The following is a 26371-nucleotide window of genomic DNA, read 5'->3' as shown; positions in this document are numbered from 1 at the left end:
TCTCCCTATAAAGTAATTATATAATTCATCTAATATTTGAACTTTAAATAAATCATTTTTATCGTCTTTATTTTAAATTTTAATATTATATCTAGTAGTTTGTTTATTCTATTAATTTAACTAATTTGTTCATCCACCACTCATCACTTAAAGTAAGGTATCCATTAGGAGTCACTACTATATAATTATCATTTACATCTAATACATCAGGCACTCCCGTATATACTATATCTATATAAAGGTCAAAAGGCTTAGCTTTTTTATTTAATTTAGATTCTAATTCCTCAATATAATACCAAAATTTATTTTCCCCCATAATTTCATAAAAAGAAATAGCACTTTTTCCTCCAGCTTGCATCTCCCACCACTCAATGAAATATGGATATGATTTTTTACAGCATTCTCTAAGCTCAATGTATTCTAGTTCTAAAAAATCAATTGTACTATATATTTCATTAACCAATGTGCACATTTCATTAAAATCAATATCACTACATCTCTTTTCTATAACGCTATTAAACCATAATTTCCACTGTAATTTTAACTTATTAGTATTTAAATTTTCAAAATCTAAATTTAACAGATTAGTTGGCCAAATTGTGTTTGACTCATCGAAATTTTTATCATCAATTAATTTATACATACACCCAGTAAATATAATAAAATTTAGTAATTCATCTCCACATGTTTTAATAGTCCAGGATTCATCTGTATTTCCATTTATCATTTTTTAATTCCCCTTATCTTTGTTATTAATTAGATATACAATTATTGTTAATTAAATTATATCATAACTTAAAGATTATGAATCTTTTTAAATCCAATGATTATAAGTGACCTTCAACCACAATAATAGTATTATATAAATATAAGGGAGGGATTAGTGATGACTATAAAAAATAAATATACAATAAACGATATTTCAAAATGCTTATGTGATGAATTTAAGGGACAAGAGATCACTAGAGAAGAATATTTAAATTTAAGTGAAAATCTATCTACAATTCAGTTAACTGACAACTCAAGAATATATAAAATATGTGATTCTAATTTTATACAATCATTATTAAGTGAAAAAGAAAAAACAGAAATACAAATAACTATAGATCATTTTAATAAAATTTGTAATGATATAGAGTTCTCGTCTTATCAATATCAAATAAGCACTGGAAATCTAATAATTGTTATCTTAGAAAGTACAGATAAAGGTATGTTATCTAGTTTTACAATGGATGGAATTGGAGACTTTTTATTTAATTGTTTATCAAAGTTTATTGATGACGATATTGAAAAAAGTGAAAATCCTTTAGATGAAATAATTGAAGAATTAAAACACTTCAAACCATATGGTAAATACTTTAAATAAATCAAAAAAATGGGTATTGATTATATTTTAAATAACATTACATACCTTACCCATTTTCTTTTTATGTTTATGTTTGTTTTTATTCTTATTCTTGTTCTTATGTTTATTCTTATTCTTCTCCAAGATTTTTTTCAAGTTGATTTCAGACTCGAAATTTTTAAAAATAGGGTATGCATACCCTATTTTTATTATTAACCTTAAAACATCTGATCCAAATTTTATACTATTTCATTTTTAATTGATTCTACTACATTACTTTTTTTAACGCATGTTGAAGAAAAATAATATGATAAGAAGATAGATTCAATTATAAGGACAGTATACATTAGTATCACTCCTGCTGGGAAAACAGATATAAACTCTCCCCCTGTAATTAGTGTTAGTCTTAGCATAAACCAGCAAATAAATAATACTATTGGTATACTAACAATAATTGGTGTCACAGCAAAGAATAATCCTTCTAGAGCCAGTATTTTATTTAATCCATTTGGCGTTAATCCTACTGATCTAAGCACAGCAAATTCTCTTTTTCGTAGTCTAAGATTATTTGAAATGGTAGAAAAGGCATTAAATATACCAATCAAACCAATCATTAGTGCTATAGCAAAAACGCTAATAGCTGTAGATTTTTGAACTAGTGCATCATGATTTTTTGCTTCTAATAAACTCTCTATACTAAAATCATCAGATCCAAGATAAGAAGTACAAATTTTATTTAGTGCTTTTTTTACACTTGGACTAGCCTTATCACCCACCAACAAATCAATTCCCATAATGCTGTATTCAAGCATACGTTCTGGCATAAATTTACTAACTATTTTTTGATAAGTACTCATAGGTACTATATAGTCTATACTATATCTATTTCCTCCTTGATTTCCTAAAGAAATCTCTGTAACAGCTCCTACTTTAGTATTAAATTTATAATTTGTATTCATATCACTTTCTACTTTTTCATGTAATACTAGTTCATCGCCTTCTTTTAAATTTAATAACGGTATTTTTTGTACATCTTTTGAACCATTTGATGTATGATATGTGCTATCTAATAATATTCCTTTAACTACATCCTCCTCTTGATAATACATTTCAGAATTAGTTCCAATTTTTTCACAGTATTTTTTAAATGATTCATCACTTAATCCAACTAAATTTGTTATAATTCTGTAATTTTCATTTTCCTTTAATACTGCATATTTCATTGAATTTACTTCATCAAACCCTCCAGATTTAGCAAAATCCTTTGATTCTTGTTGTTTAGTTACATAAGTTGAAGTACGTACTTGTCTTCTAACTACACTATCCTTAACTTTAGGTAGTGAAATAATTTTATTTATCATATCATCACTTGGTTCATCAAGAATATTTAGATTAACCGTCATATCATATTTGCTCGTTTCCTCATCCTTAGACTCAGCAAAGTTTAATATAGACACAATGCTAATGTATCCCACTGTTAATGTGAAACACATTGAAATAGACAACACAGCAGTACGTAAACTTCTTCTATTAGCTGCAAATTGTACTTTTGCCAACTCACCTTCTATCCCAAATATTTTATTTATTATTGGGTAAGATTTTTGTTTTTTAAGTTTTATATTATTATTATTTTGACGTATTCCAACAATAGCTGATACTTTCGCTACTTTTCTTGCTGGAATATATGCCGATATTAAAACAGTAATCAACGATATAATAATGGCAAAAGCAACTACTACCCATGAGAATGTAATATCTATCTTTCTAAAATTCTCTGTGGCACTAAGAATTTCATTAACTTTAAAAACAACTATATGACTAAATAGATATCCTATCATAATCCCTATCGGTAATTGAATAAGCCATAATAAAAACCCTTCATAGAGTACAGAGTGCTTAATTTGTTTTGGGGTTGCACCTAAACTTTTTAATACTCCTAGCTGTTTAATCCTACTATTTGCGGATAAAGAAAATGAATTATATATAATTAGAATAAATGCTCCCATAACTAATAAAGTCATTATTATTACCATTGCTATTATTACAATTATTTGAGTACTTTCATTATTTTTATCACTAATTCCATATAAGCCTAATAAAGATGTATTATAAAGAACATTATATTTTCCATATTCATCTTGTTTCAGTCCCGTAGATTTAGCTATTTTAGGTAATGTATCATAAATTTTATGAGGTTTCTCAAATCTCATATAAACTGTAAGTTCATCTTTAGGCTTTATTTGTGAATGGCTTAAATATCCCATTGCAATATATCCAGGATATGCAGAACTCCCAGAAACATCTAGTTCTCCAACTATGGTATAATCCTTAGTTTCTATTTCCTTGAAAGTCTCACCTGATCGTTTATTATCTTGAGTTTTAATTTTTTTATTACCTAACATACGATTACCTGTTGGAATAGTCAATTTATCACCAATTTTGTACGAAGGATTATCCAAGAAAAATAATTTAGATACAACAATTTCTCCAGATTTTTGAGGAAGTCTACCTTTTGTAAGTGTGTTTTTTAAGCTCATGTCTGACCAAAAATTTTCATCTACATCTCTCATTAATAGATACGAACGTTTAGTATCAGAAAGCTTAGCAGTAATCCACTGACCTTTAATCATAGTAGCTTCAACTTCTGGATTTTCTGTTATATATTTTAATTTATCACCTGGTATAGATTCAAATAATTCACCATGCCAGTATCCTCCATTTTCAATTGCCTCACTTACTTTTGACTCCCATAAAGTATGTAAAAATATACATAGTGAACATAAAAGTGCTGAAGCAATTGTAATAGCAACGATTATAGAAATCGTATGTCGCTTATTTTTTTTCAAATGGTTATATGTATATTCATTCATTATGTTCATCATTTAATCACCTCATCTGACACAATTTCACCATCATCGATTCTAATCATCCTATCTGCTGATAATGCAATTTTTTCGTCATGAGTAATTATTAAAATAGTTTGATTGTACTCTTTATTTGAAATTTTTAACATCTCAAGAATACTTTCAGAGTTTTTCCTATCAAGGTTTCCAGTAGGTTCATCTGCTAATATAATAGATGGTCTATAAATTAATGAACGAGCTATAGCAACTCTTTGCTGCTGACCTCCTGAAAGCTGATTCGGTAGATGGTTAAGCCTTTCACTTAAACCAAGCATTTTTACAATCTTATCAAACTCTTCTTTTTTAGGCTTTCTGCCGTCTAAAAGCATTGGTAATAATATATTTTTTTCAACATTTAATGTAGGTATAAGATTGAAAAACTGATATATTAGACCTACTTTTCTTCTACGAAATAAAGCTAGTTCAGTTTCATTCATTGATGAAATATCAGTGTCCTCAATATATATTTTTCCACTTGTAGGTTTATCCACGCCTCCTAACATATGTAGTAGTGTAGATTTACCTGAACCACTTGCTCCAATTATTGAAACAAATTGTCCTTTGTTTATGCTCAAATTCAAATTATTAAGTGCAGTGACCTTCGTATCTCCCATTCCATAGGATTTTGTAAGATTTTCAGTTCTTAGTATTTCCAAGATATTCTCCCCTTTATTTATTAGTTCATATTTCAAAGAGTTTATGATTTTACTATGCATTTCTTTGATTAACTTCATTTTACTTTTTCTATCTTACATCTTAGTGACAGAGTTAATTAATTTCTATAAAACTTTATTATAAATTTTGCTCCTCCTGTTTCCTTGTTTAAAGCAATAATTTCACCATTTTGTTTCTTAATTATGGACATTGAAAGAGCAAGTCCAATTCCTACACTATTTTTAGATGAGTTAGCACCCTTATAAAACCTAGTAAATAAATGGGGAATATCCTTTTTATCAAATCCTTTGCCATTATCTTCAATTATTATTTGTGTGCATAAAGGATCTTGTTTGTAATCTATAGAGATTACTCCACAATCTGGTGTATGTTCGTAGCAATTTTTTACTATGTTAAGAATTGCTTCACTTGTCCAATGAAAATCACCATTAAAAAATATCTCACTATTGTCTTTAATAAAAAGTTGTTGTTTCTTTTTTTCTATCATTAAGCAGAGAGGTTCAACAGCTACACATATCAATTCATAGACATTAATAGGCTTATATTCTAATTGAATTGAATCTGCATCTATTTTTGAAAGTATCAACAATGATGATACTAAATAATTTAGACGCTCTATCTGTGCTGAAATACTTCCAATATATAAAGCTTCATCTCCTTCAATATTGCTAGATTCTAATAATTCAATCATCAATGACATAGAAGTAATTGGAGTTTTAAGTTGGTGGGAGATATCTGCAAGGTTATTGCATAGATTTTCTTTTTCTACTCTTTCTTTTTCTCTACTTTCTCTAAGCATCATAACAGTTTTATATAACTCATCTTCTAAAATTGAAAACTCATCTTCTTTGCTTTTAATCTGCATTGTATAATCGCCTTCGTTTATATCATAGAGATATTTTGCTAGACTATCTATGCGTTTTTTCTTTATGATATTTGAGGCTACTAGAGATACTGCAAAATAAGAAAAGATTGCTACAATTAATATTAAAATCACCTTTAGCACATTACTAAATCCTTGATTTGTGTTGAAAATAAAGTTGGAACTTTCTATGTAACCATATTGATTTAATATTTTCTTCCCACTATTTATATCTGTTTCATTTTTATTTTTTAGTGCTGATACTAAATCTTGTTCAATATCCTCATTAGCATTCGTGCCAACTGCTATAAGTTGTGCCGCTTTTTCATAGAACATGTTCTCTGATTGCTTGTAAATAAAAGCACCACATATAACACAAACAATTGTTATATATATAAAGCTTGTAGCTAACCATATACTCATACCTTTTTTATTCATATAAAATTTAATCCTCCAACCTATAGCCTATGCCTCTTACAGTTTTAATAAAAGATGCATCTTCTAACTTTTCTCTAAGACGCTTTATTGCTACTGATAATGTGTTGTTATTTACAAATTCTCCATTAACATCCCATAAATTTTCCAACAATATAGATCTTGTTAAAGTTCGATTTTTATTTTCTAATAATTGTAATAATAAGTTATACTCACCAAGTGTTAATTCTACCTCTTGATTGTTTTTATACACTCTTGATTGAGATTTTATTACTTTAATGTTTTTGCAACATAAAATATCTTCTTGGATTTGCTGTTTTACTGTTCTACGTAACACTGCACTAATACGAGATTGTAAAACACTTAATTTAAAGGGTTTTGTAATATAGTCATCTCCCCCCATATCTAATCCTTTTATCATATTGCTGTCTTCATCATTGATAGTAAGAAAAATAATAGGGATATCTTTAATTTCTTTTACATAACGACAAAACTCAAATCCTGATCCATCAGGTAGATTTAAGTCTAGCAATATTAAATCTATATCTGTTTTAAAAAGTTCTTTTCCTCTTTTTAAATTTTCACCATGAATAACGTTATAGTTGCTTTTCGATAAAAATGATTTAACTCCAAAAGCAATTGTATCATCATCTTCAATTATCAAAATATTAAACATCTATCTATCTCCTTTTTTATATACTAAGTTCAACTGGCAATTATTATAATATATTATTTTATTTAAAATTAATGTCGAAATTTGTATTATGTCCGTTTTTAGTATTTTATTTAGTACTAATCCGTTTAGCTCATAGCGCTAACAACTTCGTACGTTACATAAAAAAATGGGTATAGGTTGTAATTTAAATAACTACACACCTTACCCATTTTCTTTTATGCTTATTCCTATATACTATCTTGTCTAATATTTTCTATTATACTTTCTTTGTTTAACTTTTTCATAGGTATATACGATGCAATAAATGTAACAGTAAATATGCCTAAAACACTTACTAAAACTGACTTCCATGGAAGTATCATTCCTAATTCTACAACATTTCCAATAGTTTTATTCATAATTACATCTATTCCAATTGCTATAGGAACTCCATACATTAATGCTAAAACGCCATACAGCAAACTTTCAAAATATATTATTCTATTAAATCCATTAGGCGTTGTACCTATAGATTTAATTATTGCAAATTCTCTTTTTCTTAGATTTATATTTGTACTTATTGTATTTACTATATTTATCACACTTACTAAAGATATAATAAATATAAATCCATATACGAATATTTTTACTACACTAATAGATGTTTCAATTTTTAATGCCTCTTCCACTTCATCACGTACATCATATCCATATTTTTTGCCTATATCACTTACTGCTTTTCTTGTATTTTCTTTTTTATCAGAGTATATGTATATATTTGAATCACTTATTTCATAGCCTAATTTTTTACCTACCTCATTATAAGTTATAAAATCTATTCCCATATAGCTAGAACCACTACTTCCTATAAGTGAATCTTCAGTAGTAGCTAAAACTTTTAATTTTATAGGCTCTGTTATTTCTTTATCATTTTTATCAAAATATCTCTTATATGCATCTATTGTATCTCCAACTTTATAATTAGTTAATGAAATATCATAAGCTTTGCCCGGTTCTATATATAAGCTTTTATTTCTAATTATTATTCCATTTTCTTTTATAGCTGTTTCTTTATCAAAATTGCCATCTTTTAATTTTAGGGTGTTTATATCTTTATCTGATATAAATTGGAAAGTATTTCGTTCCATATTAAAGTCATATACAATTTGATTATTTTTACTTTTTGTAGAAAAAAAGTCATCTATAACCTTTTTATATTTTTTATTTATATCATTTTCATTAACATTTATACCTACCCAATAGTCATTAGTAACAATAGTTCTCTTTATTCCATTTATTTTATTTAGTTCTTCTATTATATTATTATTTTCTTTTAGACCACTTTTCCAAACTCTTATATCATAAGTCATCCTACCCGTATTTAATTCACTGGCTTTTTCAAATAAAGCTAAAAATCCACTAAATGATATAAATATAACTACACTAATTATTAAAGAGAATAAAGTTATTCTAAATTTTTTCTTGTTTCTTCTTAAATTTTTATATGCAAGAACACCTTCTGTTTTAAATAATAACTTAACTAGTTTAGAGTTTTTTACTTTTCCTAATTTTAGATTACTACTATTTCTTATACATTCAAGTGGTGATGTTTTAGCTGATTTAATAGCTGGAAATATTGCTGATATAAATATTGTAACTAGCACAATTATTGTACTTAAAACTATTACATACGGATTATAAACTAATCTTAAATTAAGGTCTCCAATTTGTGAATTATTAAATGATACTTGTATTAATTTTAATACTAAATCAATAGCAAAAGTGCCTATGATTAGCCCCACTGGTATTCCTATCAAACTCACTATAATAGCTTCTATAAATACTAATTTCATGACTTGATTTTTAGTAGCACCTATAGAATTTAATACTCCAAATTGTTTTCTTCTTTCACTTGTTGATATACTAAATGAATTATATACTGTAGCCATTGTGCATATTACAACTAATGCTATTACAATAAATATTGCTATACTTATTGTTTTATCAATATTTGCATAAGCACTTGCACCTTTTAATCTTAGTAACGGTTCATTAAATGATAGATTTTTATAATGTACACCATTATGATTTTTCTCTTCATCTAAATTACTACTGTCAAATTCCTCCTCTTTTAGTCCTAAGTTCTTTGCTATAGATTCTGATATTTTATAAATTTCTTTTGGCTTATTGGATGATACACCTATTTTTAATCTATCATTTTTAGATTTACTGTTTAAATCTAAGTATGTAATTGCACTTACAACATCATTACCTATATCCCATCTAGATTTATTCATAATACCAACTATTTTAAAATCTTTGCTCTTTTTATTAACTATAGTTTCATGATCCCATACTATTGGATCATATAGATTCTTTCCATCTGCAGATAGCCTTTTTCCAATATCTAGTGTTATATTATCTCCTACTTTTTTATTAATTAAAGGAATAGCACTTTCACTTATCACTATTTCCTTATTATTTGTTGGAAATCTACCTTCTTTTAGTTTTGCTTCATAGCTTTCAAAAGCAGTCTTGTCATATTCTTTTACTTCAACTAAGTTTTTCTTTTTATTATTTAATTTTGAATATCCTAAATTACTAGTTACAAAGCTTTTAGATAAACCTACACTATTTATTATAATATCTACATTATCTTTTTTCATATTATGAAACATAGCATGATAATCTCCCATATCAGCTATTGCTTCCCTAGTCTGATAATCTATAACACTTTCAACCATATTACCTATCCCACAAATCAAAGATGTAGATAATATTATTCCTATTATTGTAACTATTGTTCTTTTCTTATTTTGTTTTAAATATCTTAAAGTTAAGCTGTAATATAAGTTCATCTATATCACCTCATTAGCTGTAATCATTCCATCTTCTATGGATATCACTCTATCTGCTTGTAAGGCAATATTGTTATCATGAGTTATCATTATTAAAGTTTGATTGTATTTTTTTACTGATAACTTTAAAAGCTCAATCACTTCCTTAGAGTTTTTGCTATCTAAATTTCCTGTTGGTTCATCTGCTAGAACTATTGCTGGTCTATTTATAAGCGATCTACCTATAGAAGTTCTTTGTTGTTGTCCTCCACTTAATTCATTTGGAAGGTGATTTTCTCTTTCTTTCAATCCTAAAGTTTTTAATAAATCATTTAAATACGCTTTTTCTATTTTTCTATTGTCAAGTTCTGCTGGTAATAATATATTTTCCTTTACACTAAGTACTGGTATCAAATTATAAAATTGATATATAATTCCTATATTTCTTCTTCTAAATATAGATAAGTCTTTTTCTTTTAAGTTATATATATCTACATCATTTATAAATACATTTCCACTCGTTGGTTTATCAACTCCACCTAATAAATGAAGTAGCGTACTTTTACCACTTCCACTAGGTCCTACTATTGCAACAAATTCCCCTTTATTTATTGATAAATTAATATTTTTTAAGGCATCTACTTTTGCTTCTCCCGTGCCATAACTCTTTGTTAAATTTTCAACTTTTAAAATTTCCATATAACCTTTACTCCTCATTTTGTAAATTTCACCTTATTTAGTTCATCATATTTATGCTACTTTTAATTTCTTAACTTAATTTTAAAGATATAAAATTACTTTAAAGTGAATTAAATATTACAAATTAGTCACTTAGATTTTATGGAATATTATATTAAACTGAGTTCCTTTGTTTTTTTCACTTTTGACATAAATATCACCCTTTTGTCCTTCAATTATAGACTTTGCCATAGCTAGTCCAATACCTACGCTATCTTCTTTTGAACTACTTTTTCCTTTATAAAATCTTTTAAATATATGAGGTAAATCCTTTTTATCTATACCTTCTCCACTATCTTTTATTACAATTTCTGTGTATAAAGAATTTTCTTCATAGCTAATATCTAAACTTCCATTAGAAAAAGTATGTTCTACACAATTTTTAATTATATTGACTAAAGCTTCTATAGACCAATTCATGTCTCCTAAAAATATAGCTTCACTATCACCATTTATACTGACATCTATATTTTTAAGTTCTATTGGAACTAAACTTGGTTGAATAGACATTTTTATAAGTTCTAAAACATTTACTTTCTCATTTTTAAAATTTATTACTTTAGCTTCTACTTTTGAAAGCTTTAGCATGCTCTTTATCAACCATTCCATTCTATTTAATTGAGATTTTATCTTTTCTAAAAACTCTATTTTGGTTTCTTTTGCTATATCATCATACATTAAATCATTAAGTATCATAAGTGATGTCATAGGCGTTTTTAACTGATGTGAAATATCAGAGATAGTGTCATTTAAAAATATCTTTTCTTTACTTAAAAGTTCTACTTTTTCTTTAAGTATATTAGTCATTTTCAAAAGTTCCGTTTTAAGAAGTCCGATTTGACCTTCCTGATTTTTATTTTTCATTTCAAATTTTTTGCCCTCTGAACTATAATATACATATTCAGTCATGTCTTTTATATCACTGTATATAATCTTAAAATAGTGCATAACTAACATTAAAATAAAAATAAATAGCACAAATATAGATAATAAATTTATACTAAATACTTTCTTTATACTATCTCTTATAATTGGCTCATTATTTAATCTTATATTTTTATCATAGCTATATTTTTTTAGTATTTCTTTACCTAAACTTATATCATCTTTTGATTTCCCTTGAGTTACAATGCCTACTATATTACTTTCTAAGTTGGGATGCTTTGAAAGTATAGATCCTATTATAGCTTGATTATTTTCTACTACCTTATTTTTTATTATGTTTACACTTATAAAGCTAACTCCTACACAAAGCATTACAGTAATCATAAATAATATAGTGTAATCTTTTATAAAACTTTTTATTTCAGCATTAGATAGAAACACTATTTTCACTTCCGTTCCACTTATATCCTAATCCCCTTACTGTAAGTATGTATTTTGGGTGGCTTGAATCATCTTCTATTTTTTCTCTAAGCCTTTTTATATAAACTGTAAGGGTATTATCATTTACAAAATCACAAGTAACGTCCCATAATTTTTCTAGTATTTTAGTTCTACTTAATACCACATTATTATTTTTAATTAATATTAATAATAGCTTGTACTCAACAGATGTTAACAAAATTTCCTCTTCACCTTTGTAAACTCTAGCTTCTAAAGTATTTATAGTTAAGTCTTTAAATTTAATTACTTTTTTATTTTCATTACTACTGCCTTTTCTTCTAAGTACTGCATTTATTCTAGAGATAAGTTCTCTAACTCTAAAAGGTTTGGTTATATAATCATCTCCTCCAATATCTAGCCCCATAACTACATTCACTTCTTCATCACAAGCACTTAAAAATATTATAGGAGTGTCTTGAACTTCTCTAATTTCTCTACAAAAATCATAACCATTTCCATCTGGTAACATTACATCTAAAAGAATTATATTATACTTTTTATCCTTAATACTGTTTCTGCTTTTCTCTAAATCATTGCATATATCAATGTTAAATCCTTCTTTCTCTAGTGCATACTTTACTGCAAAAGATATTGCACTATCATCTTCTATCATAAGTACATTTATCATTTTCTCACCCAATTTCATATTTATTTTAATCAACTAATGAAGTCATTATATCTATAAAATAGTAGCTCCCACTCAGTTACTTAATCTCAGCTATATTTTTATACAACTATTATCATATATTATTTCATTTAAAATTAATGTCGAAGTTTGTATTATATTTGTTTTTAGTGATGTATCACTATAATATGTCGATTTAAATTATAATAAATAAAAAAGATTCTTTCCACCAAATATCATTTTAGAAAAATTACAACAGCCAATTAATGTACCATAAACTAAAAGGAGATATGAATGGAAATTCGTATAAATAAGAATTTATAGGATAGGTTTTTTGTTATCTTAGTGCTCACAAAACCATCTGTTTTAGAGGACATACATTAAATTAGATTTTCTGATATAATCAAATTAACAACTATTTATATATTATAAATACTTTAAGGGGGAGAGATAGTATGAGAAAGTGTTTAAGATGTGATGAAGTTATGGTTGAAGATTATATGTTAAAGACTGAAAATTTTACAGCATACGCATCAGTAGTGCTTGGAAAAGGAAGTGGAGTTTTTTCAGATACAAAGGGTAAGGTAAAGGCTAGTGTTTGTCCAAATTGTGGCGAGATTTCAATATTTTTTGATAAATTAGAAAAAGTTAAGTAATGAATAATTTTAATAAAATATGAATAATAGAAAATAGATAAATTCCAATTTAACGAATAAAATTGATGAACAATCTATGCTAAATTAAATAAAAAATACAAGTGTCTTTACTTTATAAATTTAGACACTTATGTTTTTTACACCCTATATTATTAAATACTAATTTTTTCATCTTTTTTAGCTTTATATTCTTTAATCATTTTAATTGCTGGTATAGTCGTGCAAACTATCCCCATTATTGCAAATAAAATAATACTTATAATTTCATTATTAATTTTTGATACTAAAAAAACGTTCACTGATATTCCCAATAAATTACTTGTCATATGTACTATAATACATGCAAAAATAGATTCATAATGTAGATATACTATTGCAAGTAATATTGCTGATATAAATGCATATGTACCTTGAACTATATTTCCATGCACTTTAGTTAAATATTTATTATATATTTATTGGCCTAGTTATATTATATATATTTCCACTTTTCTGTATTTTGATTCTATTTCATTTAATATATAATCTTTATTTAATGTTATTTTTTATTTGTCAAAGTCAACACTGATTCTTTGTTCAATTTTCTATACAAACTTCAATTTACTAAAGTTTTATCTGTTACATTAATAATTTATATAATAAAAATTTATAGCATATAAAAATAAACTACTCAAATATTTTGAGCAGCCTATTTAAAATTTATATAAAATTATATTTCACTTAAATTCTCTAGTTCATCTAAATTATTACCAGTTATAACTAACACATCTTCCGGACGTATTACAGTTGACCCATTTGGTATTATTATATTTCCATTTCTTTTTATCATTACTATAAGAATATCTTTTGATATATCTATATTTTTTATAGACTTATTTGTTATCTTACTATCTAAGGGTATTGAAATTTCCATTAACTTTGTACTCTTTCCTTCTTGATATTTATTGACCTTATGATCAAAATAATTATCTAAAATATCAAAATTATTTCCAGTTATAACAAGAACATCCCCTAGTAACATTACAGTTGAACCATTTGGTACTAGTACATCTCCATTTCTTTTTATCATTACTATAAGGATATCTTCTGGTATATCAGCATCCATTATAGATTTATTTACTAGACGACAATCTTCAGTAACTGAAACTTCTATTAACTTTGTACTCTTATCTTCTGTATAGTCATTAAATGTTTTTAATATTGATGAGTTATCATCAATTAAATCTAACTTTCTTGCCATCATTGGTAAAAGTGTTCCTTGCACTGATACTGAGAATAATGCTATAAAGAATATTATATGGAATATATCATTTTCTATTGGTACTCCATAAGTTACCGCGAATATAGCAAATACTATAGATGCAGCTCCTCTTAATCCTACCCAAGATATAAATATCTGTTGCTTTACTGGTATTTTAAACCAACTTAATATACTAAATGTAGCAATAGGCCTTGCTATTACTATCATAAATATTGATATAAGTGTACTTTTTATCATTACTCCAGGTATTTGAGATGGGAATGCTAATAATCCTAATAAGAAGAATAACATTATTTGCATTATCCATGATATACCATCAAAGAACTGGAATATACTTTTCTTATGAGGTATTTTACTATTTCCTATTATTATACCAGCCATATAAACACTTAAGTATCCATTTCCTCCTAAGTATTCACTTAAAGAGTATGAAAGTATAGCAATAGCCGTCACAAAAATCGGGTAAAATCCTTCGATTTCAAAGTTTAAATTTCTTAGTAAATATACAGTTAATTTTGCTAATATAACTGCACTAAGTATACCTACTACTACTTGAGTTAATAACATTGGTAGTATACTACTAGAATCAATATTTCCCATAAGACCTAGGATTATTATTGTCATCATATATGCAAAAGGGTCATTACTCCCACTTTCTATTTCTAATATTGATGCAATAGATCCTTTTAGATTTAATTTCTGAGAACGCAGTATTGCGAAAACTGATGCAGCATCTGTTGATGCTACTATAGACCCGATAAGTAATCCTTCTAAAACACTCGTATTAAAAACTAATATACAAAATAACCCAGTTAATCCTGCTGTTATAACTACACCTACTGTAGATAATAGTATAGATGATATAGCTACTGGTTTTGCCATATTCCAGTTAGTACCATACCCCCCATAAAACATTATAAATACTAAACCAATAGAACATAACTGTTTCGTAAGTTCATAGTTATCAAAATATATTCCTACAACTCCATCAGAACCAAATAGCATTCCTAGTATTATGAATACTAGCAATATTGGAACACCAAATTTGTAGAATATTTTGCTTGAGGTTATACAAACCAATAATACTAAAGCACTAATTATCATTAAGTTTATCATAAAATACCCCCCTTCTTTAAATGCATAATTTAATCGCCCTAAATTCATTATACATCATTTTCAGAATTTTTCATACAATTTGGTGCAAATCAGATAAAAAATATTTAGAATTCAAACATAATCAGTTATAATATTCTTCGTTTTTACCATTCTTATCACTCCTAATTATTATTTACAAATATTTTATATTTAAATTTATAAACATTTATGCTAATAAGATATTTACAAATTTAAATATAAAAAGCCATACTAAAAATGACTACTTGCTTCATTTTTAGTATAGCTTTTATTAATTCTCAAATACTGTATTTTCAGTTTTCCATTGTAATAATTTTATATATAACCAAAGTCCGTATATTCCAAAAGTTATTATTGTTAATACCCACCATTTAATATAGTTCATAAATAAACTAGAACCGCTACCTATAAAGTTTAATCTTCTTCCTTCTATTACGGTATTTTCAGCTTCCCATCTATATTTTATACACATAGCCCATGGTGTAGCTATTCCTAGTGTAACAAATGTTATTAACCATGCTAATATATTTACTCCTATAAGTCCTAATAAATTACCTTCAAATCTTGATTTCATTTTACTTCCCTCCTTGTGTTGTTTATGTTGTTATTATACGGCAAAAACTTTTTTAAGTATATAAACTACAACTTAACTTAATCTTAAATAATCCTTAACAAATAAATTTTAGCTTAAATTAAATTATCCTAAATTTATTTAAGGTTTATTTAAGCTTTATATAAGATTAGTTTAAATATTTAATTTTTTAAGGACTGTATAATAGGTTAGTAAACAAATCGAAGAGGAGATGATTATTTGGAAAATTTAAATTCTATAAAAAAAGGGTTAAATGGTACACGAATAAAAATTACATGGTAAAAAAGGTAAAGGTTATAAAAACTTCTTCTATATATTTTATCCAACCCATATTTATATATTATATATACTAGGTTGGTACCTATCAAAATAATTTAATATAAACCAAAAGAGTGTAAGTGAATTTGTATAAAACAAATTTATTTACACTCTTTTTATCTTAGTATCATAATTTTATACCGTATATTATCATAATGATGTTATTAAAATTTTAATGACATGTAGATTTTTCTTTTTTAGATTCTTCTTGTCTATTTTGAGTTTCTAGGTTCTTTAATTTAATATTCTCTAAAGAACTATTTCCCTGTTGATAACTTGAACATGCTTCAATAAAATGATTAGCCTTACTATCATCACGTATATACATTGTTATGCTAGTTAAACTCAATTGATACAAAGATATTGTATATAATAAAGCTGAGTAAATTCTTCCAACCTCTATACTAGATTTATTAGAATATGCATCTGATATTTTTTTAGCGCGTGTACTTAATATGGACTCACAAAACTTTATATCCCGATTAAGTTCATATACGTCAAGAGTGTCATCTCCAGTTATTTGTTTAATAATTATATACATCCTATTGCTAACCATTTCAATATCTTTAATGGAGTCTTTAAGGCTAATAGTATTTGCAAAAGATACATTTGTGAAAATTAATAAAAAAACAAGAGTTGACACAAAAACTTTTTTCATTTTTACCTCCTCTAAATATATTATTATTATTAAATTTAGTATCTACTTAATAATTGCTATTATTCTTTATAAGTATATTTTTCAAAAATATAAATAACCTTATTTAATAATTATTATATAATTGACTACTAATAACACTAATAGTAAAATATATAAAGGGTTTTATAATAATTAACAGTAATTTATCTATGTAAAAATCATAGTACATATAAATATAATAACTTCTAGGAGAACATAATGAATATTTTTTTAATCGTATTAGGAATAGTAATAATTAAATCTATTGGATATTTTAAAAATAAAGTTACTAATGATAAAAATAGCAATGTATTTATAAATTATCTAAAAAGTGATTTTGCCATTGATATTGTGACAAAATGTGGATTATGGTTTATTATTTCAGGCATTTTAAATATTATGGTAGCCAACTCTATGTTTAAATTATATGGATTTATTTTATCTGTAGGTGTTCCATTAATATTTGCATTAAAGTTTTTAAATGGTTTTTTAAAGTATAGAAATGCATAAAAATTAAATTTACCTAAGACACTACATTGGTTATATGCTTAATTAACAACGTTTATAAAAAAAATATAGGAGTATAAGTAAGTTTACTTATACTCCTATATTTTTAAGTAATGTACGAATCAAATGTTTTATTCTACTTATTTAATTAATTTAAAGAACTTTCTTTGTAGACAAGTCGTTATTATATATTTTATCCTTAAAATCAAAGTTATAAAGTGATTTCTATTTCAGTTCCTTTTGAAAGTTCACTTCTTATTTGTATATCTCCACCATGTGCTACTATTATTTCTTTTGCTATTGCCATCCCAAGACCTGATCCTTTATGAGCCTCTCCAGTATTTGTTCCTCTATAATATCTTTCAAAGATATATTTTAACTCATCTTCATTTATACCTTTTCCATTGTCTTTTATTATTATATGTGCTTTTTCATCTTCAAAAACTTTAACACTTATACTTATATCTTCATTATTATGTACAAGTGCATTGTATATAAGGTTATTTATAACTCTTTTAATTAATGTCTTATCTAAATTTTTCTTTATTACTTTTTCACTATCTATAAATTCTATATCTCTGTCAGAATATCTATGATCATTAAATATATCTATTACAGAATTTTTCACTAAACTATTTAAATTTACTTCTTCTTTATTTATTATAGAATTACTGTTTTTCAACTTCATAGTTAAGTTTAAATCATCTACTAATTCTTTAATATAGTCAGCTTTTGAATTTATTATATTTGCAAACTCTGATATTTCCTCACTTGTAAAATCATAGTCCTCGCTCAATACTTCAGCATATCCTTTTATTGATGATAAAGGTGTCTTTATATCATGAGAAATATTTGCAATCCAATCTTCTCTCATTTTTTCTATTTTTACTCTTTCTATTTCATTAGATTTAAGTGTATCTGATAAACTATTTAATTTTCCAAATACTTTGCTGTATACTCCTTTTTCTTTGTAATACACATCATAATTTCCATCAGCTAAATCATCTACACCCGTTATAATTTTTTTAACTGGTCTTGTAAGTCCTTTACTAAATATGTATCCAAATACAGCAGCAATTAAAAAATCTATAATTATTATTACATAAATAGCTTTTCTTATGTATCTTATTAGCGTATCATTTTCCATTATAAATGTATATTTAGTAATATATCTCATAGGAAAACCAATTAAATATGTATAACTTTCATTTTTTAATTTTTTTTGTCCGGCTAATATATCAGAATGTCCACCAAATCCATGGCTATACTTGTATCCATTTATAAGTTCGATTGGAGTATGCTTCTCATTAACATCACTAGGTTTTTTATAGCTATAAACTTCCTTTGAGTCTTTATCTAATATTTGTACCCACAAGTTATTTTTATCTAATGATTTTTTGCCTTCTTCATTTATAATTAGTTTATCATTTTCATCTATTTGTATATAATTTTGAAAATTTCTTGTGTAATAACCAACACCATTATGCCAATCATGTCCATTTTTATCTTGACTTGCACTGTAAAATGTTAAAGACATCAATGCAATTATATTAAGTATTACTACAAATATAGCTACAAAAGCTATACTTAATACATACCTTAAAGTTAATTTCCATTTCATATTCATATCTAATTTTCCTTATCTACAAGTTTGTATCCTAATCCTTTTACATTTACAATATATCTTGGCTTTGAAGGGTTCTCTTCTATTTTTTCTCTAAGCCTTCTTATGTGTACCATTATAGTATTATCAAATCCAAAAAAGTCTTCTCCCCAAACTTCATCACAGAATTTTTCTTTACTTATTATTTGATTTTTATGTTTCATCATATATAAAAACATTTTATATTCCTTTGGTTTTAAGTCTATAACTTCTCCATTTTTCTTAACTTCAATTTTATCTTCATCGATTTCAAACGGTCCAAATGATAATTTTTTCTCTTTTATTTCTTCAACCTCTTTTGACATTTCGCTTATCATAAAGTTTCTTTTTAACTGAATTTTAACTCTAAGAGCTACTTCTTTTAAGCTAAATGGCTTTGTTATATAATCGTCAGCTCCTATTGCAAGCCCCATAACTCTGTCTAGTTCTTCACCTTTTGCTGATAAAAATAATACTGGTATATTAGATGTTTTTCTTATATGTTTACATATATCATATCCTTCCATATCAGGAAGCATAACATCTAATATTGCTAAGTCTGGGCTATTTTGTTCAAATTTTTCGATTGCATATTTTCCAGTTTGTGCTTCATATATATTTTCAAATCCTTCTTTTTTAAGTGCTATTTTTAATAAGTTTAATATTTCAGATTCATCATCTACTATAAGTATTTTACTATCCTTTATGTTTATATTCATATTACCCTCCTGATGTTTATTTATATCTTAGTATACCAAAAATAGCTACTCCAAAATGCATAATTTTAACAATTAATATATTTCAAAATAGCTTAATTTTGTATTTTATATTATCTTTCTTTTAAGAAAGTATTTCTAGTTAAATTATATAATACACCTGTTCCAGCCGTTGCTATTACTGCAAATACTATCCATGCAATTATAGATGCATCATATCTTATAAGTTGCCCACTATACATTCCCCATAGTGGTGAATTTGTAAATATTTTAGCATTAGGAACCCATCCTGATAATATATAAGGTATCCCCATTATTAAACCACCAAATACAAAAGGTACAAATGCATTTTTACTTATTGATGATAAAAATAATCCTAGTGCTGCAAATATAAATGAACCAATTATTACAGTTATTGCTGTTATTAATATCATCTGAAGTACTGTTATATTTGAACCACTATTTCCAAAATACCATAATTTTTTAAGTGGTAAATTTAATCCTTCTACGTTATGTTTACTAGTTACTTTTATTATCATTACTACATATATAGATAAATTAACTATACTTGCAGATATTCCGTTAGCTATAAACTTCGATATTACTAATTGTTTTTTACCATTTTTGCTAGCTTTTATAAGAGAATCCATACCTGAGTTATACTCTAGTACAAAGCTTCCAGCAAACATAGAAAACATTGCAAGTCCCATTATTGGGGCAATTCCATAATACTTAGAAAATACATCAGCATAAGCATCAGTAACACCTGTTGAAGTATATACTGCTACATATCCTAAAAATAATCCTAATGCCCAAAGTACAAATACTCCTGGCTTAAAGCTTTTTTTAATTTCCCATTTTATAACTGAAAACATAATTATACCTCCCTTGCATCTTCTAGTTCGAAGTAGAACATATATACATCTTCAAATCTAGGATTAGTAGCTTCGATATTTTCATAACTTGGCTTAGTTTCACTTATAAATCTTACACTTGTATCTTCTATTCCACGATTTATACTAACTACCTTATAGTTTCTTTGTATTTCATTTATAACACTTTCATCAGTTGTTGTTACTGTGTATACTTTACCATTCATATCTTCAAGTATTTCTTTATGAGTACCTTGAAGTAATACCTTTCCATCTTTTATCATTATAGTTTTTTTTGCTACACTTTCTATATCAGATATTATATGAGTTGAAAGTATAACTATAGTTTCTCTACCTATTTGAGATAAAAGATTTCTAAATCTAGTTCTTTCTTGTGGATCAAGACCTGCCGTAGGTTCATCTAGTATTAGTATTTTAGGATTGTTTAAAAGAGCTTGAGCTATCCCTACTCTTCTTTTCATACCTCCTGAAAATTTAGATACTAACTTATTTGAAACTTGTGATAATCCTACTAATTCTAATAACTCGTCAACTCTTTTTTTACTTTCTTTTTTATCCATTCCTTTTAAAGCAGCCATATACATTAAAAACTCTTTAGCTTTGAAGTTTTTATATGCATCAAAGTCTTGTGGTAAGTATCCAACTACTTCTCTATATTGTTCATCTAAACTTTCAACATCTTTATTGTTATATAATATCTTTCCAGATGTTGGGCTTGTTATAGTAGCCATTTGTTTCATTAAAGTAGATTTCCCAGCACCATTTGGTCCTAAAAGTCCATAAACACCACTTTCTAAAGTTAAATTTATATTTTCATTAGCATTTTTATGCTTATATGTTTTAGTTACATTTTTTAATTCTAATACGTTCATTATTACTTCCTCCTATTATTTTTATATAAATTAAATTTCGCTAATTTAAATCAATATTTTTCAACTAAGTGTATATATTGATGATCTACTTAGTTAAAACTTTTTTAATACAATAAATATTTCCAAGTACTAAAGCTGTGGCTATCAAACTATATATACTTACACATAAATTTGATAAGTCTAGTGATTTTGATAAAATACTTATATTTCCATTGTAAAATCCGCTTATTTTACTCATTCCCATCATAACATCTACATAGTTTCCTATCACTAATAACTGTAAAACTTTTGCTGGTAAAAACTTGAACATAATTAATATTTTTGCTAATGCTATAAATCCAACTGATAATCCAATTGATTTTACTGAGTTATCGCTTATAAATGAGCTAAACAAAGTAGCTAGAGATATTCCCATTAGCATAAGTAATGATGTTAACATTTGACCTATAACATATTGATTTATTGTTAATGGCTTTATTAATAGTGCTATATCAGATATTCTATATGCTTGTAAGCTTCCATTAAGTGGATTACCATATTGAATATAAGTTATTATACTTGTACCTAATATATACACTGCGTATAATATTACAGGTAAAAATATTGCTATTAATAATTTTAAATTTAATGCTTTATTCTTATTTTTTGATGATAACATTATAGGTGCTACATTTGATATTTGCTCGTCTACATATAAATTAGAACAAATCATAACTAAAATTATTATCATAATCATTATTGATAGACCAAAGTCAACTCTATAAGAAAATACTTTATAAAAATCTACATTTTCATATTTACTACCATCATCTAGTTTTATTTTTTCATTAGACATTTTGCTTAACGCCTTTGTTTGTCCATCAGATGGTATAGACTTAAGACTTGCATTAATTTGTGCAACCTTATTTTGTAGCTTTTCATTAGCTATAACCTCTTTATCTCTTTTATCTACAAAGTACTCATTTTTACTTTCATCAAAATATTCATTTTGTGTTTCTAGCATTGGTTTCATAAAGCTTATTTGTAAAAACATAACTGCTAATAATACTAATGCTATAATACTTGTTTTTTCTTTTATAATTTTTTTAAATTCCCATCTAAGCATTTTATTTCTCCTTTCGCTTTATCATGAGTTAAGTATATAATCTCAAGTTTAACTGTTTATAAACTTAACCTTAAATAAACCTTAAATATCTTTTATTAATTGTTAATAATTAAATTAAACATAAATAATTTTTTTTATGAATAGAATTGCTAAAAAGATATATTAGTACTACAATTATAAAAAAGTATAATATGAGGGTGATAACTATGAGGGATGTTGTAAAGAAGTACTATAATGAAAACGTTTTATTAGAATTAAACAGACTTTCAAATCCATATAACAATATTGAATTTCAAACTACATTACATATGATTGATAAATATTTTAAAAATACTGGAAAGGCCTTAGATTTAGGGTGCGGGCCTGGTAAATATTCAATAGAATTATTAAAAAAAGGATATGATGTAACATTATATGATCTTTCAACCGAAGAATTAAAACTTGCTAAAAGTAATATTGAAGAACTTAATATGAAAGCTGATGAATATATATGTGGTGATTGTACAGATTTAAGCATGTTTGATGATAATTCATTTGATGTAGTTTTGCTAATGGGACCAATGTATCATATAACTGATGATGCATTAAGGTTAGATGTACTAAAAAATGTAAAAAGGATTTTAAAAGATAACGGATTTGCTATGATTGCATATTTAAATGGACTTGGTATTATTAAATCTTCTATACATGAGTGTAGTTTTGAATATGCTAATATAGAGAATTTCTCAAAATTGTTAGTTGATAATGCTTGGAGTAAAGATGAATCTTTCACAGAAACCTATGTTGCTACACCATTTGGAGCTAAAAAGGAAATTGAGAGATGCAATCTTGAAATAATAACGTATTTCGGAGCGGAGGGATTTGCATCTGGAATTCATAGTGATGTTATAAAAATGCATAATGAAGACAAAAAATGCTACAATAATTTAGTTGAATTATGCAAACACACCTGTGAACTAGATGAATATAGAAATTCCACAGAACACATTCACTTTATAGTTAGATAATTTTATATATTGTAAAAAAGGTAGCAATAATTCACTCATTTATTGCTACCTTTTTTGTAATTTAATCTCTAGCTATATCTATTCCACCAAGAAGTATGTGCGCCACTCCTAATCCAACTAAAAATGTGCCAACTAAACTAGCATAATCATTTCTTGCACATAAATTACATTTACTTTGTTTAGAATCTAAAACTAGACCTGTTGTAGTTACTATAGTTCCTAATGCTACTGGTATTAGTCCTTTTCTCATTATAAATGTCTCCTTTTATATGATTGTCTAAATTAATTAATATACTTTATATATATTTTTTACAAAATGTATAGTTTTATAGTTAGCAATTAATATTAATTTAAGTATTATAAGGTAATAATATAAATACTTTTTACTTATAATAAATCTATCCAATAAAAGTTTATATTTTAATGATATAATTGTATTTATAATTTTAAAAATAAGGAGATTAAGTAATGAATTTAACTATAGATAAAGAAGAAATTAATGATTATAGTGAAGTTGAAAAAGTTGTTGAAGAAGCATTTAAAAATGCTGAGCACACAGACCATAGCGAACATATATTAGTAAATAGATTAAGAAAAGTTAAAGAATTTATACCAGAGCTTTCTTTAGTTGCTAAAGATGATGACAAAATAGTTGGTCATATAATGCTTACTAAAATAAATATAAAAAGTGAAAATACACAAACTGAATCTTTAGCATTGGCTCCAGTATCAGTGCTTCCTGAGTACCAAGATAAAGGTATTGGAAGTAAACTTATAAATGAAAGTTTAAAAATAGCTAAAAAGCTAGGCTTTAAATCTGTAATAGTATTAGGTCATGATAAATATTATCCTAAGTTTGGATTTGAAAGAGCTAGTAAATATAGTATATCTGCACCATTTGATGTTCCAGACAGTGCATTTATGGCATTAGAACTTGTTGAAAATGCTTTAGATGATGTTAACGGAGTTGTTATTTATTCAGATTCATTTTTAGGATAAAAAAAGGCTATTAAATATAGCCTTTTTACTAATTACCATAACTGAATTGGTGCAGGTATTCCTTCATCTGGAAGTATATAAACATATATTGTAAACAAAATTTGAAGTATACTTATAAGAGCTAACAGCATTTTATTGCTACTTTTAGTCTTTAAGTTGCATACACTCAATAGCATAGAAACTATATTAATTGATGTACAAATAACAAATTTTCCATAAATATCATCTCTATAAATAAACAATAAAAATGATAATATATATGAAATTTGTAATATTATTATAACTATACTTAATAATCTACTATTATTTAAAGTATCATCCAAACTAACCCCTCCCCTAATATCACCTTAATTGATAAAAAATCTTATCAATCATAACAAAACATACAATGTTTTCATACAAATATTACCACTAATTTATTTATTTTTCTATATATATACCTTGAATAGTATCAATTTCGTCCTCAATAGATTAACGTAAAAAATAAGCTTAATCAAAGACTAAGCTTATTTTATCTACCCCATTTATATTATAATATGCTTATAAGTATTGCTCCTTTTGATGTGTATGTTCCCATAACTGACCCAACTTCACTTATAGTTATATCTTCAAACAAATTTTCTTTGATCATCATATCTTTAACCTTTAATGCCTTATCTAAGCAGTTAGAATGACCTATTGCAAGAACTCTTTTCTCTTTTTCACAAACTCTCTTTGATACGCTATCTACAACTTTTTTTATAGAATTATTATCCCCTCTAGCTTTATCTACTGGTTTAACTATTCCATCTACTACTTGTATTATGACCTTAAAGTTTAATGCATTTATTAGCTTACCAGCTAATGGATTTATTCTACCACCCTTAATAGCATTTTCTAAAGTTTCAAGTGAGCCATAAAAAACTATATCTTTTTTTAATTTTTCTATTTCTTCAACTATTTCATTTAAAGTTTTACCTTCATTTGCTAGCTGTGCTGCTTTCACTACTAAAAGACCATGACCAACTGAACCAGTTTCACTATCCATAACTTCTATTGCCTTATTATTATTTTCCTCTAAATACATATTTTTAGCTAATACTGCAGTTGAATATGTAGCAGATAGCTTTGATGTTATTGTTATTACTAATATTTCGTCTTCTTCACATTCATATGCCTTAGAAAACTTTTCAGGTGATGGGCAAGATGTCTTTGGAAGTTCTTTTGAACTTGCCATTCTTTCATAAAATACATTATTGTCTATCTGACCATCTATATACGTCTCTTCTCCAAAAGATACATTAAGCCCTACAACCCCTATATTATATTTTTCAATGATATCTTTATTTAAATCACAAGAACTGTCTGTTATTATTTTTATTTTACTCATTTATATAACCCTCACTTTTTTAAATTGTTTATCTATCACTAAACTAAAGTTAATTTTCAATCCACTTAGTCGGTTAACCGACCGATTATATTTTTATTTTATATTTACTTCCTTTAAAAGTCAACAATTATTAAAAAAATCCCTCAATTTAAACCACTCCATA

26 protein-coding genes are annotated in these 26371 nt (G+C 26.1%); 5 read left to right on the top strand and 21 right to left on the bottom strand.

Annotated elements, in window-relative coordinates:
• Positions 1 to 103: 103 nt before the first annotated feature.
• Positions 104 to 727, bottom strand: a complete 624-nt coding sequence (locus tag NWE74_RS18260; RefSeq protein WP_258244395.1) for a hypothetical protein — start codon at positions 725 to 727, stop codon at positions 104 to 106.
• A gap of 159 nt (positions 728 to 886) precedes the next feature.
• On the opposite strand from NWE74_RS18260, the gene NWE74_RS18255 reads away from it, so the two are divergent.
• Complete coding sequence (locus tag NWE74_RS18255; RefSeq protein WP_258244394.1) at positions 887 to 1366, top strand: hypothetical protein; 480 nt, start codon at positions 887 to 889, stop codon at positions 1364 to 1366.
• A 218-nt stretch (positions 1367 to 1584) separates the two neighbouring features.
• Here the strand turns inward: NWE74_RS18255 and NWE74_RS18250 are convergent, their stop codons facing one another.
• The 8 genes from NWE74_RS18250 to NWE74_RS18215 form a co-directional block, all read right to left on the bottom strand.
• Positions 1585 to 4224 (bottom strand): ABC transporter permease, encoded by a 2640-nt coding sequence (locus NWE74_RS18250; protein WP_258244393.1) that lies wholly within the window; start codon positions 4222 to 4224, stop codon positions 1585 to 1587.
• On the bottom strand, positions 4224 to 4904 hold the full coding sequence (locus tag NWE74_RS18245; RefSeq protein WP_258244392.1) for an ABC transporter ATP-binding protein: 681 nt from the start codon (positions 4902 to 4904) through the stop codon (positions 4224 to 4226). Before NWE74_RS18245 ends, NWE74_RS18250 begins: the two co-directional genes overlap by 1 nt.
• Before the next feature lie 116 nt (positions 4905 to 5020).
• The gene (locus NWE74_RS18240) at positions 5021 to 6223 is read right to left on the bottom strand and encodes a sensor histidine kinase (RefSeq protein WP_258244391.1); all 1203 of its coding nucleotides are present in this window, start codon (positions 6221 to 6223) and stop codon (positions 5021 to 5023) included.
• Positions 6224 to 6230: 7 nt separating this feature from the next.
• Positions 6231 to 6896 carry a response regulator transcription factor gene (locus NWE74_RS18235; RefSeq protein WP_258244390.1) on the bottom strand — a complete coding sequence of 222 codons (666 nt, stop codon included), beginning with the start codon at positions 6894 to 6896 and terminating at the stop codon, positions 6231 to 6233.
• A gap of 227 nt (positions 6897 to 7123) precedes the next feature.
• Positions 7124 to 9733: an ABC transporter permease gene (locus NWE74_RS18230; RefSeq protein ID WP_258244389.1), complete on the bottom strand. Its 2610-nt coding sequence runs from the start codon at positions 9731 to 9733 to the stop codon at positions 7124 to 7126.
• A complete protein-coding gene (locus NWE74_RS18225) occupies positions 9734 to 10411 on the bottom strand; it encodes an ABC transporter ATP-binding protein (protein ID WP_092722304.1) in 678 nt (225 codons plus the stop codon).
• Between the two features lie 132 nt (positions 10412 to 10543).
• Positions 10544 to 11785, bottom strand: a complete 1242-nt coding sequence (locus NWE74_RS18220) for a sensor histidine kinase (protein WP_258244388.1) — start codon at positions 11783 to 11785, stop codon at positions 10544 to 10546.
• Complete coding sequence (locus NWE74_RS18215) at positions 11763 to 12464, bottom strand: response regulator transcription factor (protein WP_258244387.1); 702 nt, start codon at positions 12462 to 12464, stop codon at positions 11763 to 11765. Before NWE74_RS18215 ends, NWE74_RS18220 begins: the two co-directional genes overlap by 23 nt.
• A gap of 452 nt (positions 12465 to 12916) precedes the next feature.
• On the opposite strand from NWE74_RS18215, the gene NWE74_RS18210 reads away from it, so the two are divergent.
• The gene (locus tag NWE74_RS18210; protein WP_258244386.1) at positions 12917 to 13117 is read left to right on the top strand and encodes a hypothetical protein; all 201 of its coding nucleotides are present in this window, start codon (positions 12917 to 12919) and stop codon (positions 13115 to 13117) included.
• 152 nt (positions 13118 to 13269) lie between these two features.
• On the opposite strand, the gene NWE74_RS18205 is transcribed toward NWE74_RS18210, so the two are convergent.
• The 4 genes from NWE74_RS18205 to NWE74_RS18190 form a co-directional block, all read right to left on the bottom strand.
• Complete coding sequence (locus NWE74_RS18205) at positions 13270 to 13548, bottom strand: type II CAAX prenyl endopeptidase Rce1 family protein (RefSeq protein WP_258244385.1); 279 nt, start codon at positions 13546 to 13548, stop codon at positions 13270 to 13272.
• 278 nt (positions 13549 to 13826) lie between these two features.
• Positions 13827 to 15494 (bottom strand): potassium/proton antiporter, encoded by a 1668-nt coding sequence (locus NWE74_RS18200; protein ID WP_258244384.1) that lies wholly within the window; start codon positions 15492 to 15494, stop codon positions 13827 to 13829.
• A 289-nt stretch (positions 15495 to 15783) separates the two neighbouring features.
• Positions 15784 to 16086 carry a YjgN family protein gene (locus NWE74_RS18195; RefSeq protein WP_258244383.1) on the bottom strand — a complete coding sequence of 101 codons (303 nt, stop codon included), beginning with the start codon at positions 16084 to 16086 and terminating at the stop codon, positions 15784 to 15786.
• Positions 16087 to 16594: 508 nt separating this feature from the next.
• Complete coding sequence (locus NWE74_RS18190) at positions 16595 to 17080, bottom strand: hypothetical protein (RefSeq protein ID WP_258244382.1); 486 nt, start codon at positions 17078 to 17080, stop codon at positions 16595 to 16597.
• A 237-nt stretch (positions 17081 to 17317) separates the two neighbouring features.
• Between NWE74_RS18190 and NWE74_RS18185 the strand changes: the two genes are divergently transcribed.
• Positions 17318 to 17608 carry a hypothetical protein gene (locus NWE74_RS18185; RefSeq protein ID WP_258244381.1) on the top strand — a complete coding sequence of 97 codons (291 nt, stop codon included), beginning with the start codon at positions 17318 to 17320 and terminating at the stop codon, positions 17606 to 17608.
• Between the two features lie 208 nt (positions 17609 to 17816).
• Here NWE74_RS18185 and NWE74_RS18180 read toward each other — a convergent pair whose 3' ends face one another.
• The 5 genes from NWE74_RS18180 to NWE74_RS18160 form a co-directional block, all read right to left on the bottom strand.
• Positions 17817 to 19232, bottom strand: a complete 1416-nt coding sequence (locus tag NWE74_RS18180; RefSeq protein ID WP_258244380.1) for a HAMP domain-containing sensor histidine kinase — start codon at positions 19230 to 19232, stop codon at positions 17817 to 17819.
• 2 nt (positions 19233 to 19234) lie between these two features.
• Positions 19235 to 19966 (bottom strand): response regulator transcription factor, encoded by a 732-nt coding sequence (locus NWE74_RS18175; protein WP_258244379.1) that lies wholly within the window; start codon positions 19964 to 19966, stop codon positions 19235 to 19237.
• Between the two features lie 110 nt (positions 19967 to 20076).
• Entirely contained in the window at positions 20077 to 20838 is a 762-nt protein-coding gene (locus tag NWE74_RS18170; protein ID WP_258244378.1) for a hypothetical protein, read from the bottom strand.
• Positions 20839 to 20840: 2 nt separating this feature from the next.
• Positions 20841 to 21728 carry an ABC transporter ATP-binding protein gene (locus NWE74_RS18165; RefSeq protein WP_258244377.1) on the bottom strand — a complete coding sequence of 296 codons (888 nt, stop codon included), beginning with the start codon at positions 21726 to 21728 and terminating at the stop codon, positions 20841 to 20843.
• Positions 21729 to 21813: 85 nt separating this feature from the next.
• A complete protein-coding gene (locus tag NWE74_RS18160) occupies positions 21814 to 22833 on the bottom strand; it encodes a hypothetical protein (RefSeq protein WP_258244376.1) in 1020 nt (339 codons plus the stop codon).
• Positions 22834 to 23039: 206 nt separating this feature from the next.
• Between NWE74_RS18160 and NWE74_RS18155 the strand changes: the two genes are divergently transcribed.
• Positions 23040 to 23840, top strand: coding sequence for a class I SAM-dependent methyltransferase (locus NWE74_RS18155; protein ID WP_258244375.1), 801 nt, complete (start codon positions 23040 to 23042; stop codon positions 23838 to 23840).
• A 61-nt stretch (positions 23841 to 23901) separates the two neighbouring features.
• On the opposite strand, the gene NWE74_RS18150 is transcribed toward NWE74_RS18155, so the two are convergent.
• Positions 23902 to 24090: an asparagine synthase gene (locus tag NWE74_RS18150; protein WP_258244374.1), complete on the bottom strand. Its 189-nt coding sequence runs from the start codon at positions 24088 to 24090 to the stop codon at positions 23902 to 23904.
• A gap of 218 nt (positions 24091 to 24308) precedes the next feature.
• Between NWE74_RS18150 and NWE74_RS18145 the strand changes: the two genes are divergently transcribed.
• Positions 24309 to 24839 (top strand): GNAT family N-acetyltransferase, encoded by a 531-nt coding sequence (locus NWE74_RS18145; protein ID WP_258244373.1) that lies wholly within the window; start codon positions 24309 to 24311, stop codon positions 24837 to 24839.
• Positions 24840 to 24871: 32 nt separating this feature from the next.
• Here the strand turns inward: NWE74_RS18145 and NWE74_RS18140 are convergent, their stop codons facing one another.
• Entirely contained in the window at positions 24872 to 25162 is a 291-nt protein-coding gene (locus tag NWE74_RS18140; RefSeq protein WP_258244372.1) for a hypothetical protein, read from the bottom strand.
• A 206-nt stretch (positions 25163 to 25368) separates the two neighbouring features.
• A complete protein-coding gene (locus tag NWE74_RS18135; protein WP_258244371.1) occupies positions 25369 to 26208 on the bottom strand; it encodes a DegV family protein in 840 nt (279 codons plus the stop codon).
• Between the last annotated feature and the right edge of the window lie 163 nt (positions 26209 to 26371).

Source organism: Romboutsia lituseburensis (assembly GCF_024723825.1).
GTDB lineage: Bacteria > Bacillota > Clostridia > Peptostreptococcales > Peptostreptococcaceae > Romboutsia_F > Romboutsia_F lituseburensis_A.
Note: the sequence above shows the minus strand (reverse complement) of the source record. Positions and strands in the feature narration are given on the sequence as shown.